Annotated in this window: 14 protein-coding genes and 2 pseudogenes; 4 read left to right on the top strand and 12 right to left on the bottom strand. The window is 40.1% G+C overall.

Features of this window, described 5'->3' with window-relative positions:
- Window positions 1-31 precede the first annotated feature (31 nt).
- From AN394_RS16685 to AN394_RS16655, 7 genes and pseudogenes are all read right to left on the bottom strand, one after another.
- On the bottom strand, window positions 32-916 hold the full coding sequence (locus AN394_RS16685; protein WP_055022062.1) for an alcohol dehydrogenase catalytic domain-containing protein: 885 nt from the start codon (window positions 914-916) through the stop codon (window positions 32-34).
- Between the two features lie 60 nt (window positions 917-976).
- Window positions 977-1,783, bottom strand: a pseudogene (dkgB, locus tag AN394_RS22335) (2,5-didehydrogluconate reductase DkgB); the annotation flags it as partial.
- Between the two features lie 9 nt (window positions 1,784-1,792).
- Window positions 1,793-2,695, bottom strand: coding sequence for a TIGR03571 family LLM class oxidoreductase (locus AN394_RS16675; protein WP_054562618.1), 903 nt, complete (start codon window positions 2,693-2,695; stop codon window positions 1,793-1,795).
- Window positions 2,696-2,865: 170 nt separating this feature from the next.
- Entirely contained in the window at window positions 2,866-4,068 is a 1,203-nt protein-coding gene (locus AN394_RS16670; protein ID WP_055022049.1) for a low temperature requirement protein A, read from the bottom strand.
- A gap of 12 nt (window positions 4,069-4,080) precedes the next feature.
- The gene (locus AN394_RS16665) at window positions 4,081-4,446 is read right to left on the bottom strand and encodes a hypothetical protein (protein WP_054562616.1); all 366 of its coding nucleotides are present in this window, start codon (window positions 4,444-4,446) and stop codon (window positions 4,081-4,083) included.
- 9 nt (window positions 4,447-4,455) lie between these two features.
- Complete coding sequence (locus tag AN394_RS16660; RefSeq protein ID WP_054562615.1) at window positions 4,456-5,004, bottom strand: redoxin domain-containing protein; 549 nt, start codon at window positions 5,002-5,004, stop codon at window positions 4,456-4,458.
- A 9-nt stretch (window positions 5,005-5,013) separates the two neighbouring features.
- Window positions 5,014-5,595, bottom strand: coding sequence for an NAD(P)H-dependent oxidoreductase (locus AN394_RS16655; RefSeq protein WP_055022048.1), 582 nt, complete (start codon window positions 5,593-5,595; stop codon window positions 5,014-5,016).
- A 127-nt stretch (window positions 5,596-5,722) separates the two neighbouring features.
- Between AN394_RS16655 and AN394_RS16650 the strand changes: the two genes are divergently transcribed.
- The gene (locus tag AN394_RS16650) at window positions 5,723-6,079 is read left to right on the top strand and encodes a helix-turn-helix domain-containing protein (RefSeq protein ID WP_054553546.1); all 357 of its coding nucleotides are present in this window, start codon (window positions 5,723-5,725) and stop codon (window positions 6,077-6,079) included.
- Between the two features lie 21 nt (window positions 6,080-6,100).
- Window positions 6,101-6,553 (top strand): hypothetical protein, encoded by a 453-nt coding sequence (locus tag AN394_RS16645; protein ID WP_055022047.1) that lies wholly within the window; start codon window positions 6,101-6,103, stop codon window positions 6,551-6,553.
- A gap of 44 nt (window positions 6,554-6,597) precedes the next feature.
- Here the strand turns inward: AN394_RS16645 and AN394_RS16640 are convergent, their stop codons facing one another.
- The 4 genes from AN394_RS16640 to AN394_RS16625 form a co-directional block, all read right to left on the bottom strand.
- Entirely contained in the window at window positions 6,598-7,659 is a 1,062-nt protein-coding gene (locus AN394_RS16640; protein WP_054562612.1) for an acyl-CoA desaturase, read from the bottom strand.
- Window positions 7,656-8,699, bottom strand: a complete 1,044-nt coding sequence (locus AN394_RS16635; RefSeq protein WP_082401615.1) for a flavin reductase family protein — start codon at window positions 8,697-8,699, stop codon at window positions 7,656-7,658. The genes AN394_RS16640 and AN394_RS16635 overlap by 4 nt, the downstream gene beginning before the upstream one ends.
- A 414-nt stretch (window positions 8,700-9,113) precedes the next feature.
- Entirely contained in the window at window positions 9,114-9,326 is a 213-nt protein-coding gene (locus tag AN394_RS16630; RefSeq protein ID WP_054562611.1) for a DUF2061 domain-containing protein, read from the bottom strand.
- Window positions 9,327-9,657: 331 nt separating this feature from the next.
- The gene (locus tag AN394_RS16625) at window positions 9,658-10,395 is read right to left on the bottom strand and encodes a DUF4198 domain-containing protein (protein WP_055022046.1); all 738 of its coding nucleotides are present in this window, start codon (window positions 10,393-10,395) and stop codon (window positions 9,658-9,660) included.
- Between the two features lie 208 nt (window positions 10,396-10,603).
- Here AN394_RS16625 and AN394_RS16620 point away from each other — a divergent pair, with 208 nt between their 5' ends.
- Entirely contained in the window at window positions 10,604-12,703 is a 2,100-nt protein-coding gene (locus AN394_RS16620; protein WP_055022045.1) for a TonB-dependent siderophore receptor, read from the top strand.
- Between the two features lie 232 nt (window positions 12,704-12,935).
- Window positions 12,936-13,325, top strand: coding sequence for an IS200/IS605 family transposase (gene tnpA / locus AN394_RS16615; protein ID WP_055022044.1), 390 nt, complete (start codon window positions 12,936-12,938; stop codon window positions 13,323-13,325).
- 265 nt (window positions 13,326-13,590) lie between these two features.
- Here tnpA and AN394_RS16610 read toward each other — a convergent pair.
- A pseudogene (locus AN394_RS16610) lies at window positions 13,591-14,561 on the bottom strand (integron integrase).
- Between the last annotated feature and the right edge of the window lie 313 nt (window positions 14,562-14,874).

Raw genomic sequence — 14,874 nt, 5'->3', positions numbered from 1 at the left:
AAGGCCTCAGAAGAGGCCTTTTAAATGATAACTAAACAACTACAACGGCTTTTTGCTTTTGAACTTTAGAAAACTCAAGGGCGTCATTGAGATTGTTAAATTCAAAGTCAGTGGGTTCTTCAACATTTAAAGTACCCGACGCAATGTCATTAAGGAGCTTTTCGCCATCACTTACAAGACGTTGCCATTGCTGTGTATCACCATAATCGTGTAATGCACCAAGGGCAATTTCATGATAAGAAATAGTGCGCGTGAATGGCTCATCGACGGGGGTTTCAATACGTCCTAAAATACTGATCACATGACCATTTGCCTGTAGAAGTGGCACTAACTTTTTAGCTTCTTCAGGACCATTAGCATCAAAGAGTGCAAAGTAGCCACCTTCAGATGGTGCGTCGCGTAATACTAACTTAACGCCAAGCTTTACGGCTTGCTCAGTCGTTAGGCTTTTTGATAAAGCATGTACTTCAAAGCCACTGTGATTCAGCATTTGTGTAAGCAGTTTATTAACAGCTCCCATGCCGGTTACTAATACTTTTTCATCTTTGCGTAATGGTATTTTGCTAAAAGCTTGCCATGCAGTAAGCAGTGGGCAAGGTAATGCAGCAGCAACATTAGCAGCTAACCCTTTTGGCACCTGCATAACACGCTCTGCATAAAGTACTGTGTGTTTAGCAAAGCTACCGTTTTCACTCAAACTATGATGATAAGCGACTGTTTTACCGATTAGTTTGCTATCGACACCATCGCCTACCTTCTCAATAACCCCAGCACCGTCTACACCAGGAGTGTGTGTATCTGTCCAATTAATAGGATCAGCTTGAATAAACTTCCAATCAACTGGATTGATGCCAACCGCTAGATTTCGGACTAAAATTTGCCCTGCTTTAAGTGCTGGTACAGCTTTTAATCCCAAAGCGAGTGCTTTATCAGCACCTTGAAACTGCCAAGCATGAGTTGTCTTTACTTCATCATGATCCCAGTCAGGAGCAAAATCCGGGTTTGCTTGCCTGTCGCCGCAACTAAGGGCATCAATTTGATTGATCTCGTCTTGGCTTAAGCTAAGCGAAAGGGCTTTTAAGTTGGTAGCCATATTTTCGCGTTTGGTCGATGACGGTATCGTCACCATGTCATGAGCTAATTCCCAAGCAATGACCACTTCAGCGGTGCTCACTTGGTGTTTGTCTGCAATCGCTTTAATGGTTGGATCTTTAAGTACTTTACCTACCGCAAATGGCATATAGCCGGTAACGAGAATGTCGTTTTGCGCACAAAAATCACGTACTTTTTGGTTGGTTAGGTAGGGGTGAACTTCAACTTGATTGGTAAATAAGGCGCCTTTTGGCAAAATACTTAAGGCTTCTTCCATTTGTGCAATGGTAAAGTTTGAAACACCAATTTCTTTCGTTAAACCAAGCTCTTTTGCTGATTGTAACTCGGTTAAATACTCATGCATGCTTTCGCCATTGGCTGGGCTTGGCCAATGAATAAGCAGTAAGTCGACGTGATCTAGTTGTAGTTTAGTCAGGCTCTCTTTTACGCTGTTAATAAAGTCCGTTTTATTTAACTTATCATTCCATACTTTGGTGGTAATAAATAACTCACCACGTGCAACACCACTGTCTTTAATCGCTCGGCCAACAGCTTCTTCGTTACCGTAAATTTGCGCGGTGTCGATGTGTCTAAAGCCCTCTTCAATAGCTGTTAGCACACTTTGATATGCAACTTCGTCTTGTAATCTAAATGTACCAAAACCCAGTTTTGGCATAATTGATTGTGACATCATAACTCCTTAATTATGGAACTTGGGCAAAACATGTTCGCCGATGTGCTTTAATGCCCATTCGATGGGTAATTCGTTACGTCTAAAATGCAGGCCAATGTGATTCACACCGGCATTTTTCATTGCCTTTAGCTCTGAGATGAGTCCGTTGACGCCTGTTTCAACCCCAAAACGGTGACGTTTTATAGGTGCATCAGGATCATCTAATAAATTTAAATGAATAAAACTAACGTACGGCTTATTACCTGCGACATCTCGCCACAAGGCGACACGCTTTTGATGATCATCAGGTGTGCCTGGGTAAGCAAGCCAGCCGTCCATGTTTTCGCCAACCCATTGAGGGCTTTGCTGAGCAAGACCTGCTACATAAAGTGGGAAATCTTTCACTTCTGGTAGTAGCTTTTGACCCGCTTCTAAAGGTCGCTTAGGGGCGCCTTTAAGTAGCGAAACAGATTCACGTAGTTGCTCACCACGGCTTGCAAAATCAATATCGAATAAAGGGTATTCAATGGGTCTATCACCACTGGCAACACCTAAAATTAGCCGATCATTACTTAGCGCTTGCACAGTATTTGCTGCCTTTTTAACAAGCCAAGGTTGGCGCAATGGCAATACAACCGCTGCGGTGCCAAGTAATATATTCTTGGTTTTAGCTGCTAAATAGCCAAGGTAGCTGAAAGTTTCATAAACTTGGGCAGCATCACCAAATTGAGGGTCATAAATCGGCACGTCGCGAACCCATGCCGCAACATAGCCAAGCTCATCAGCAAGTTGAACACGTGATTCATGGTTAGCTAAATCAGGGATCCCAAATGATTGATTTGATTGTTGTTTGAAATTTGCCCAGTCATTATCAAGTGGAAGTTCAACACCAATTGAGAATGGCTTATGTGCTAATTTATCAAAACTCATTATGACTCCAAACTTTAAGGGGCATAGCTAAGCGAAACTTAACAATTTAATGCGGCCCTGAAAGTGATTTATGGTTAAGTAATGAGGGTATTGTGGCGCTAATTTTTTTTTGCGAAAAACAGCAGGGATAACAAAACACCTTTGTTGTTTTTGCAAAGGTGTTTTAATCTTTATGAATTAGCTTCTTCTTTTGAAAGGGTAAAGTATGCGCGAGTGACTGGGTAGGCAATTTGTGAAATCAGTGCAGTGCCCCAAAGTATGTTGCCAATGAGCGAAGGTACATGAGGTAAAATAGGAATAGTAACCAAAGCGAGTATAACGCCAAACATTCTTACTTTAGCTGTTGCAAAACGATGCGCTACACGGTGTTCGATCATTAACTGGATCCACAATAAACTCAATAAGTAGCCTGCTAACCCTACACAGCCAATGACCCCATATTTAAGTGGGTAAGGTTGCCAAAACCCAGCTTTCACTTCGCCGGCGAGTGCAACGCCAACCATAACTGCACATAACATTAAAAATAGGTGTGCTAACCACCAACTTACGAGTGTCCATTTATGCTGATTTTTAGGTTTACCATTGCCAACAAAGTCAAAGTAAATCCAGCATTGCACAAATACTGCAATACCGCCAAACATAAAGTTAGCTAGTACAGAGGGGTCGACTTTATAAATTCCTTTTTCTGATAAAGTAATCACCAATTTAAAGAAACCTTCGCCTAAGACAATGAGCAGTATAAGGGCAAAGCGCTCAGACATATGCCCAAGGCGTGGTAAAAAACGTTTATTTTCAAGTACACCAATTTTTGGAGCCATATATAAAACTTGGATAGCGGCAATCGCAGTGCCAAATACCCAATAACTATAGGGTGCAGGCATAAAAGCTGTGGTTGCGAAGATAATGGCAAGAGCAAAGTAGTTACGGCTCACACTGCGTGCTAATTTTGTTGATTCGATCCCTAATTGATTGGTGCGATGAAATAAATACGCTGTAATAAGTCGGTTAGCTGCATAGGCCAATGCAAAATATGTCCAGCCTTTGTCAAGTACATGGGGAATAGAGGCTGCCATAACCATGGCGGTGACAATTTGGCAGGCCATGATCAGCCGATGTTTTACATCTGTACTGACATAGAGTGAGTTAAAAACGCTGGAGTCAGCCCACGCGAACCATACGGTGATGAATAAACCTGCAAAAGTAAGAAAACCACTTAAATGTAAGTGGTCGCTTAAAAAATTACCTAGCAGAAAAATGATTACCACATGAATAAGGTCATAAAATAATTCAACCCAATGAACATGGTCATGTGAACTTTTTAAATCTAGGTGATGCTTAGGTAAGCGCCACATAGGGTGGTTTTCTAATGCCATAATTGCTCCTACCTATTTGCTCTCAACAATAATTGCAGTGATGGTGGTTTCACCTTCATTTTTGACTTGGTGAGTCCATGCGTCATGCCACATCACATAGCCATTGGGGATCTCAAGTGTTGTTTGTGACTCTTTTGTACTGATGGTTGCCTTACCACCTGTCTCAAAGTAGACAGTTTCAGCATTATGCTTATGCCAATTATCTTGCTCACCTGGTGCTAAAGTCATACGCAAAACAAGTACGTCACTGTTATCTAGCAATACTTCATAGTGATTAGGTGAAGCAATATGTGCATGGGGGAGTTGTGCTGAAAAGGCATGTGGCGAGCACATTATTATGCTCACCAAGCCAATCAGCAAAGTTGTAAATTTGCTCATGGCTACTCTCTACTTATGCATACCGCGAATTGGGTAGTTATTTTTTGGATCGCGTATCCAGTTAAGCCCACTTACCAAGGTTGCTAAATCAGGTCTTACAAATGGGTTATTAGAATAATCAACCACATGTACATTACCTTGCTCGTTAACCACAAACAGTGCAGGCTCTGCGAAAGGGTGATCTGTTTCTTGCGGTGAACGGGGATCAGATATGTAAGTACCTAATGTTTTCATTTGCTCTGTAGTCAAACCGTAAACAAGTGAAAATGACACTGATAACTGCTCTAAATGCGCTTCTAACTGCTCTTTGCTATCGCCTGAAACAGCAATTACATCAACACCCGTTTCTAATAGCGCAGCTTTGTACTGCTCGAGGCTGTTTAAATAGCGAGTACATAAAGGGCAATGCTTACCACGATAAACAACAACAAGCTGCCAGCTTGCACCGTGTTGAGGTTGACCAAGAACAGTCTTTTCACCATTCAAAAGTGCAGCACTAATACTAGGAAATGCACTGCCCGGATGGAGTTTATTGCTATAAACAGATTCGTTACTCATGAGTGTTCCTTAAAAGTTATCGTTTAAGTGTTTTTCAAAGCGCGCAAAGTCGCTCTCGATGTCTGCATTTTTCATCACGTCATAACAGGCGAAAGTAGGTAACGCTTGCATACCGAAAAATTTAAAGTTCATATGCATTGGGAAAACAAGGTCATCAACACTTTTACCTTCAAAAAAGTCAGCGGCATCTGCAAATGATTCTGCAGGTGCATTTAAGGTCAGCGACATCATATATTGAGTGTTATTTAAGGTGCCGCCTTTACCGTAATTGGCTTTTGGATTGTCTTGATGGCGACCATCACCATGGCAAAGCGCTCCACCCATACCCGCGGTGTACACTTCATCCATGTATTTTTTGAATGACCAAGTCATGCCCATCCAATTAATAGGTGATTGCAAAAAGACGATATCTGCCCATTGATGGTTCTCAAGTTCAGTTTCTACATCAAATTCGTCTTGTGTATTAACCACACGAGTTTGATAGCCTTTTGCTTGAAAAAAAGCGTCGGCTTTTTCGATTAAAGCAGCATTTAACTTACCTTCAGAAAAAGGGTAATAGTGATGTGCGTTAATAATTAATACGTTTTTCATAGTTGAGTATCCGTTTGCTAATTACTTTATCGTGTTCAAAATACATTCCGTGGTATATAATAGTAACCTAGGTTATTTAATCAACCAGTCACCTTTTTGTAACTAGGCTGAAAAACGCGAGGTTGTTTTGGAAAGTTCAGTAGAAACAGATAGTAAGGGTAGAAAAAAAGTTTTAAATGCTTGCATGGAGCCGTGTGCTATTGAAAAAGGCATGCGTTTGATTGGCGGTAAATGGACGGGCTCTATTATCTATCATTTAAAAGATGGCCCTGTGCGCTTTAATGATTTAACGCGCATGCTCGGTGGTGCAAGCAAAAAGATGATAGACCAGCGCCTAAAAGAGCTTGAAAGTAGAGCGATGATCACCCGTCATGTTATTAGCACCCGCCCGATAGCAGTGACCTATGAACTTACTGATTTTGGCCGCTCAGCACTGCATATACTCGATGAGTTACGGGTTTGGTCTGAATCGAATGAGATTTAATTAGCTTAGAGAGGGCAGGGAATGCATAAGGAACAATTTGGAGAGGTTGAATCAATTAAAAAGCCACCTCATTATGAGGCGATTCATCAACTTGCGCTTGATATTGTTAATGCTAACAATAAACAACAAGAGTGGGTGGCGTACAATCAAATAAAAGAAATCTGCGACAAGTTTGCAGGCACACCGCTTGATCATCCGTTTCAATGGGAAACGCTCGCTGACTTTACCTATCAAAAGCCAGAAGTTGCACTTAGCTATTATTTCAAAGCGCTAGAGCTAGCAACGTTACTCGAACTAGAGGATTATTTAGCGTCGATTAATTTTGCGATTGCAGAGAATTACCTAGAGAAAGCTGATAAGGCCCTAGCGCTAAACTTTGCCAATACAGCTTTAACTTTCACGGAACAAACAGCAGATGATGAATTACAGTTAGAAATTAACGAACTGATTCTCGAAGCTAATTCCTTGCCATAAAATTATTTATAAAAAAGCCAGCGCTATGCACTGGCGTTTATCAATTACGGAAAAGAGTAGCGCACAATTCGTTTTACGACAGAAAAGTACTGGCGAAAGAAGCCGCCGGTATTGTAGTGGATACCGTGTTCTTTAAAGATAGCTTGTACCTTAGGGGCAATTTCGCGGTAGCGTTTTGCGGGTAAATCGGGGAATAAGTGATGCTCTATTTGATAGCTCAAGTGCCCAGTCATTACATGAAACAGGTTACCGCCTTTGATATTTGATGAGCCCAACGCTTGGCGGTAATACCACTGACCTTGTGATTCATTTTCGCAGTCTTGTTGGTTAAATGTTTCAACTTCACCGGTAAAGTGCCCGCAAAAGATAATGGTTGAGGTCCACAGGTTACGTAATAAATTAGCCGCTAGGTTGCCCGCCAAAACCCACAAAAATAAAGGCCCAGCAATCAGTGGAAAGAGCAGGTAGTCTTTCACTAGCTGGCGCGCACCTTTACTAAAAAAGCGCTTTTTCAGTTCGCTGTGCGGTACTTTGTAATCGCGGTCATCTTTTTTCTTGCCAAAAAATACTCGCTCGGCTGCCATTTCATGGTACGACACTCCCCATTGGAACAGCACACTGAGTAATAGGTAAGTAACAAATTGCCATAGGTTTTTTACCCGCCAACGAAAGTCATTCGATAAGCGAAGTAATCCATAGCCAAAGTCGCGATCTTTACCAATAATATTGGTATAGGTGTGGTGCTCGTAGTTGTGAACACGGTTCCAACTAGCCCCATCGCACGCTATATCCCACTCGTAAGACTTTGAATTTATGTATTTATCATTCATCCAGTCGTATTGGCCATGCATCACATTGTGGCCAATTTCCATGTTATCGAGGATTTTTGCTGTGGTTAAACTAAGCACACCCACTAGCCATAAAACAGGCTGAATAAAGCCTAGCATTAATAAAACTCGGCCACCCCATTCAAACACTCGCTGGCAAACAATAACGCGGCGAATGTATTTTGCATCTTGCTCACCGAGTTTTGATTTTACATCTGCTTTAACGCTATCGAGTTGAGCTGCTAATTTTTCAAAATTGACTGTTTTTGTTGTGTTCATGCTGATAACTCCACGTCACTGACAGGTTGCGATATGCAAAGTTGAATTAATTGCTCTGAGCTATCAGAGAGCTCACCGGTACGAATATCACGCACGATGCCTTGCTTTTTAACGCATTGGCATTGATGGCAAATTCCCATACCACAGCCAACTGACACCGGTTGTTCATTCGCTTGTAAATGAGTCAGTAAGGTTTGTTGGTTATCAATAGTGAATGTTTTGCCCTGATGAGTGAGTGTTAGTTCGTGCTTATCAGAGGTTGCTAAAACAGCAGGGACTGCACTGAAATGCTCACTGTCGATAGGCGTATTTAATTGCTTAGCTAAAGCGGCTGCTTGCTTATACAAAGCTGCTGGGCCGCACACTAACCAGTGTTTATGCGCATTTGTTGTCAGCCATGTCGTCGCATCACCATCTTTGTTGCGCTCAAGTAAGTGATAATCAAAATTGCTCAGCGATTGCTTTAGTTGCTCAAGTTCATCTTTAAGCCAGTGGCTGTTCGGCTTTGCATAATAAAGCAGGGTTATAGTTTGTTTGCTATCAGCAGGTATTGATTTAAGCATGGCTATAAATGGCGTAATGCCTGAGCCACCGGCAAGCATGATTAAAGAACGCGCGGTATTTGGCATAACAAACTGGCCTTTAGGCTCAGAAATATTAAGCCATTGCCCTGGCCTCAAGTTTGTTAGCTTTGACGTAAATGCGCCGCTCTCTTGGCTGCGGATCAATAAACGAATTTGTCGCTGCTGCCTTGCCAGTTGTGGTTCGCTTGCGATGGTAAATACACGCGTTAGCAGTCGACCATTCGTTTGTATTGTTAACGCAATGTGCTGGCCTGCTTGATGAACTGGCCATGTTTTTTCTGGCTCAATAATCACCTCAACGCTTTGTTCAGCAAACACCTGTACATGTTTTACTTGTGCACGGAAGTAGCCTTCGCGCCAGCCAGGTTTAAAGCACTGAACCACCGGCTCCCAGTACCCAGCCCATGATTGATGATGCAGTAAATGTTTTGATAATGAATTTAATAACGCTCTCATTTTTCGCCTATAGCTTACAGGTGTACGCTCACTTGGCGTACGAGTGTAAGCTGAAAAGCGATAATTGCAAGCCTAATTTGAGTATTAGCTCTAAATTGGAGGGCGTTAGCTCGCTATTAAGAGTTTATATTTAATAAAATATAGTTAAATGGATTGCTATTTTTTCCTTTAAATTCATAGTTATATACTTATTTATTTAGCGTGGCTTGGCATGTATCTAAGGAGGGGAAGCCTTGCACTCTTTTACTAAGAATAATCAAAAGGCTCATTAATTTCGGTTATTAATTAAAAACAGTTTTAGCCGTTTTGGTCTGAAGCTCTGCCACCGGCTCTAGTGGCAAAGCTTAATTTACAGTTCGAGGTGTAATATGGGGATATTCGTTGGTTTGTGAGCCAATTTAATCTAGTTAATTCTTATGCAAACATTATCCCATCTGAATCTTGTTTAAAGTTATTCTGAGTTTCAACTTTACGCCACACTTTTTCGTGAAAGTAAAACGCAACAGTGTTTACAGCTGGCTCAACAATAGCAACCAAGCCACCAATTAAAAAACTACCGGTTAAAAAATAAGTCACTGCAAAAGCGATTGCGAAGTGCATCATTGCAAAAGTAACTGTCTTAATCATTTTGAATACCCTAACTCTCATAATTTGATGATTTTAGTATTGCTCATTATTGTTCATCTTTAAAATGGAATGGTGGGACTCGGTTTTACTTGTGAATTTTCAAGTTGAAATGTGCACCTTAACGTAGAAGTTTAGAACTGTTCGTAAACATGCTTTCTACTGTAATAATTAAACTTGTAATTTACAACAACACTAGGTGAGGCTTAAGTGCAGCGGAGGAGTAGCGTGCTACTCACTTATTTAAAGGGCCACTAAAAGTGCATAAGGGCCTAGACTTATTGTAAGTCTAGGCCCACAAAGTTTTGTTTGAATATAAGTAGCTAATTAAAAACTACTCTTCAGCATGGGGTAAAACAAATGAAAGTGTTGCTAAGTGCTCGGTCTTATCAAATACAGCGAGATTGGTACTTTTTTCATCATATATTGCGGCAACTACGTTTAAACCTTGATTACGTAGTGGCAATGTCACTACGCCTTCATGATTGCTTATCAGAGGCTTTTGATCTGGGTCGTTCACAATATCATTAATCACTTTAGCGCCTTGAACTGCCTTACCATTAAATATTATGCGATAACTAACCAATGCACCTTTTTGATCTGAAAAGCTCTCACCTATTGGGATAATTTGTAACTGTTGTTCTTTAAGTTGAGGAATTTCTGTAAGAGGGCCACGCAAGTGTACAGCATGTTTTTTTGTATGCTCGCTTAAAACTGCATCAGGGATTTGATCACGGCCACTAGCAAACCATTTACCATCTTTAGTTTTGCTCCATAAACCGTTATCTAGCATTCCTGTAACAGCATAAACCGTGTTATCGCTCAGTATCATCATATGCCCTGACTCAACAAGTTTAACACTTTGTTTTTGCCAATTTTTGTTATAGCCAGTAACTGTTTTAACTTTGCCTTGGCGCTTAACGGTGTCTAAATCTTGTGCGCCTTCACCATATATCAGTGCTAGTTGTGATGAGCGCTCAGCAAACCATATTGCATGTGCTTGTGTTTTTGCGCTGTAAATGCTGGAAATTGATATAGCTAATGTAATGCAGGCTAAAGTAACTTTGTTCATTTTTTTCTCTAAGTGTTTATAAATTGAGCGTTGATTTAAGTTTTTTAATTTCTGTTGTTTGCGAGGCTAGTTCTCGGTTGTTTAATTGTATATCATACTATAAATGATAAGTATTATTAATTGCATATACAGGTAATTGATAATGTAAGCCCTTACCTCATAACTACAAGCTTTATTGAATAACTACAATTCATACCTGAGAGATAGAATGAACAGATACCAAAAATCAGCCCTTTCAATCATGATTAGCGCAATTTTTACATCTTCCGCATATGCCACTACAGAGCCATCAGACATAGAAAAAATATCTGTGTCGGGTGTAAGGCAAGCGTTTCGTGGGGATGTTCCTTTGAATGAGCAACCACAATCTGTCGAGTTTATTTCATCAGACACACTTAATGAGGCTGGTGTAACCACCTTAAGTGACATTTTCGATTTAACTCCAAGTATTTCAGAACAAAATGATTTTGGTGGTTTATGGGAAAGCTTCGCTATACGTGGTTTAGTGGGCGATGAGAATATTCCATCAGGCTTTTTAATTAACGGTTTCTCGTCTGGACGTAGCTTTAGCGGTGTTCGTGATACGAGTAATATCGATTATGTAGAAATCATGAAAGGAACTGGCTCTGCACTTTATGGACGCTCTGAGCCTGGCGGTACGATTAATATCATTACAAAAAAACCGCAGTTTGAACAACAAGGCTATGTAAAAGTGACAGCTGGTAGCTGGCAAAGTTATCGCGCAGAAGGCGACTATACTAATGCAATTACGGACCAAGTGGCCTTTAGAATTAACGGTGCAGTTGAAGATAGTGAAGGTTTTAGAGACTACCATGAATCGGAAAAAACGGTATTAACACCTTCAATTTTATGGCTAATTTCTGATAAAACTAAGTTGAATTACGAGCTAGAGTACGTTGATCAAAGTTTAACTTTCGATCGAGGTATTGTTGCTGTAGATGGTAAAATTGATGCGCTACCTATTGAAACTTTTTTAGGTGAGCCAAGTGATAAACCTACAGAAGTTAAGGCTATTTCTCATCAGCTTACCCTTGAGCATCAATTAGGAGAATGGTCGCTTTTAACAGGTATTAGTTATAGCGACTCAGAGTTTTTAAGCGAATCAAGTGATGCTGAGCTTGCTCCAAGCCGACAAGTTTATTTTATTGATGGCGTGACACTGAGCAGACAACATAATCAACGTGACTTTCAAACTAACTATATGTCTGTACGTTCAGAGCTTAGCGGTAGTATAAAAGCTGCTGGTTTCACTCATCATCTTTTAATTGGTGCTGATGCTAGTAAGTTTGACTTTGATAAAGTTTGGTACAGATATCGCCCGACTCTTGATGACACGAGTTACGCTATAAATATGTATGAGCCTGAATACGGTAAAACGGCGCCTGCAGGTTCACTGTTATTCGACACCACAGAAGTACAGAATAGCTATGGTATTTATATTCAAGACCAAGTCGACATCACTGAAAAATGGAAAATGCAAATTGGGGGTCGTTACGATTGGTTTGATCAAAGAATTGATAACCATAAAAACGTAACCCGTTCAGAGGCTGACAAAAGCACATTCAGCCCTCGAGCAGGTTTAGTGTATGCTTATTCTGATGATCTACAATTTTATAGCAGTTACTCTGAAGGGTTTAGACCTAATAGCGGTTTCGATGCTGATGGAGAAGCATTTGAGCCTGAAGAAACAACCTCTATTGAAGTTGGAGTTAAGTTTAATACCGACATTGTTAGTGGTAGCTTTACAGTATTTAATGCGCAAAAGAGCAACATGCTAAGCACAGACTTACAAGCAGGTGTATCTAGGGCTCTAGGCGAGGTTACAAGTGATGGTGTTGAACTAGACTTACACGGTAATATTACTAGCCAAACTTCGTTTGATCTTGCATACACTTATACTGATGCCAAAACAGCAAAAGATACGGTTAATACCGATTGGTGGGTTAGTTTGCCAAAAGGTAGCCCTTTACTAAATATTCCAAAGCACAGTGCCAATGCACAAATTAAACGAGATCTTAGCGATTTAATCGATTCGAATTCAACGGTTGGTGTGTCTGTTCAATATGTTGGTGAACGTTTAGGTGAAGCGATTGATCCTACCTATTATTTACCTTCATATACCTTGGTAAATCTATTTGCAAATTACCATGTTAATGATGATTTGAGCTTACAGTTTGTTGTAAATAACGTATTGGATAAAACTTATTACGCTAATTCATACTCTGCAATTTGGACTCAACCAGGTGAGCCATTAAATTATAAGGTTAGCTTAAAATATAATTTTTAAACTAGACCAAAATACAGCAGGCTAGAGCACTTAGCTCTTACTCATATTCATGAGTAAGAGCGCCGCTGAGACTGTTAGAGTTAAAAGTAAAACGAACCTTCGGGTTCGTTTTTTGTTTTCGGCCCTAAACCACCTACTTCAGTAGGTGGTTATCATCATTTAGGCTTTGCCTGAAAAAATACTCATGTTAATTCCTTATTTGATTTTTAGCGAAGTCATATAAGGAAAAAACATGAGTAGATACGAGAAAGCATCGCATGTGTATTGGCGATGTCAATATCATATAGTCTGGACACCAAAGTATAGGTTCAGAATATTGAAGAACAAAGTAGGCAGAGATGTTTACAGGTGCATACAAGTTTACTGTGAGCAGTTAGGGTGCAAAGTAGTCGAGTTAAATGTGCAGGTTGACCATGTTCATTTGGTAGTAAAGATACCGCCGAAGTTATCAGTCTCGAAACTAATGGGTGCTTTAAAAGGAAAAATAGCGTTAAAGCTATTTAGCAAATATCCATACTTAAGGAAAAACAAGTTATGGGGAAACCATTTTTGGCAGAGAGGGTACTTCGTAGATACAGTAGGGATAAATGAAGAAATAATAAGACGGTATGTCAGGCACTAAGAAAAGGAAGAGGTACAAGAGCAGGCACAGTTAACACTCCAGTAAACAACGCCCCCTTCTAGGGGGCTAATGCAAAGCCACCTTCTTTAGAAGGTGGATCTTTTACTTATTTATCATTTAATGTAATTAAAAACATGACTAGTATTTCAACTTGTTTCTGCCCCAAAATAAGTTAGGTTAAATGCTCTAACTGCTGCTTTGAGCAATCAAGAAACGGTCCAAGCCCTACAGATTGAATGATAAGTTAACGCATCTTTAATAATAACTAGAAAATTTTGCTTAATGGGCTTACAACACCGTTTGCTCCTTGTTGTAAAACATGGGTGTAAATCTGTGTGGTTTTGACATCAGAATGGCCCAATTGTGCTTGAACGGTGCGAATATCGGCGTCACTTTGCAATAGGTGCGTTGCAAATGAATGGCGCAAGGTATGAGGCGTAATAACCTTTGTAATATTGGTTTGCTTTAATGCTTTTTTAATCGCTTTTCTAACACATGTAGGGTGGAAATGGTGGCGACGTATCTCGCCAGTTTCTGGGTCATCACTTAATTTGTAGGAAGGAAATAAGTATTGCCACGCTAGTGATTTATTAGCTGAGGGATATTTACGAGTTAAAGCGTTAGGCATCCACACACCTGCGTATCGCTCGTTTTGTAAATCTAACCTTAAATATTCTTCAACTTGCAAAATTTGATTTCTAAGTAATGGGATCAACTCCGTTGCAAGAGTAACTATACGATGCTTGTTGCCTTTTCCGTTCCAAATTTGAATGCATTTGTAATCAAAATCAATGTCCTTTACTCGCAATTGCACCGCTTCCATCACACGCAAACCACTTCCATACATTAACCCCGTGATTAAGTAATATCGCTTGGAAAGATGACTCATCAATTGCTTTACTTCATCAGGCGTCATCACTACAGGCAGCTTGGGTTGTCGATTACTTCGTGCAAAATTCAAGTTTAAAGAAAGCTCATTTTTGACAATATGTTTATATAAAAAGCGAGCGCATTTAAAGCTGCACTTTGTGTTCTAGGTGACATATTACGTTTTAATACAATATGGTCTAAAAACGCTTTGACTTCTGCATCTCCCATTGAGCTTGGGTGACGTTTGTTGTGAAAGTGAATAAATTTTGCGATCCAACCTAAATAAGCATTAATTGTTCTTAATGAATACTGACGAGTGAGCATATAGTCTGCAATGTAGTTTAAATAAGGAGAGCGAGTTTTCATTTTCATTCCTTTGAAATAAAGCTGTATATATATACAGTTTTAGCTCAGTCGCTCGTATAGTCAAGAAAACGACCCAATCGCTCGTTTTTATCCTGAGGTAAAAGCGAGAACTCCTAAATTTTAATAACACTGGTAATTAGTTAACAAGTTTGTTAGAAATAATCTAATAAGAAAAACGAGCTACGCTGTGGTAGAAAAACGCGCGATTAGCTCGCTATAAACATGTTATGTGTATAGGATGGTTATGGATAAACCTAAAAGTATAAAGCTCACAACTATATTTATTTTTCTTGGTTGGCTGGTCAGTTTGGCT

This window comes from Pseudoalteromonas sp. P1-26 (genome assembly GCF_001401795.1).
Lineage (GTDB): Bacteria > Pseudomonadota > Gammaproteobacteria > Enterobacterales > Alteromonadaceae > Pseudoalteromonas.
The sequence above is the reverse complement of the archived record's forward strand: the minus strand, read 5'-3'. Positions and strand labels throughout refer to the sequence as shown.

Coding starts and splice junctions, on each gene's coding strand:
- AN394_RS16675 (WP_054562618.1), bottom strand. CDS start 2,695: ATGAGTTTTGATAAATTAGCACATAAGCCATTCTCAATTGGTGTTGAA.
- AN394_RS16670 (WP_055022049.1), bottom strand. CDS start 4,068: ATGGCATTAGAAAACCACCCTATGTGGCGCTTACCTAAGCATCACCTA.
- AN394_RS16665 (WP_054562616.1), bottom strand. CDS start 4,446: ATGAGCAAATTTACAACTTTGCTGATTGGCTTGGTGAGCATAATAATG.
- AN394_RS16660 (WP_054562615.1), bottom strand. CDS start 5,004: ATGAGTAACGAATCTGTTTATAGCAATAAACTCCATCCGGGCAGTGCA.
- AN394_RS16655 (WP_055022048.1), bottom strand. CDS start 5,595: ATGAAAAACGTATTAATTATTAACGCACATCACTATTACCCTTTTTCT.
- AN394_RS16645 (WP_055022047.1), top strand. CDS start 6,101: ATGCATAAGGAACAATTTGGAGAGGTTGAATCAATTAAAAAGCCACCT.
- AN394_RS16640 (WP_054562612.1), bottom strand. CDS start 7,659: ATGAACACAACAAAAACAGTCAATTTTGAAAAATTAGCAGCTCAACTC.
- AN394_RS16635 (WP_082401615.1), bottom strand. CDS start 8,699: ATGAGAGCGTTATTAAATTCATTATCAAAACATTTACTGCATCATCAA.
- AN394_RS16630 (WP_054562611.1), bottom strand. CDS start 9,326: ATGATTAAGACAGTTACTTTTGCAATGATGCACTTCGCAATCGCTTTT.
- AN394_RS16625 (WP_055022046.1), bottom strand. CDS start 10,395: ATGAACAAAGTTACTTTAGCCTGCATTACATTAGCTATATCAATTTCC.
- AN394_RS16620 (WP_055022045.1), top strand. CDS start 10,604: ATGAACAGATACCAAAAATCAGCCCTTTCAATCATGATTAGCGCAATT.
- tnpA (WP_055022044.1), top strand. CDS start 12,936: ATGAGTAGATACGAGAAAGCATCGCATGTGTATTGGCGATGTCAATAT.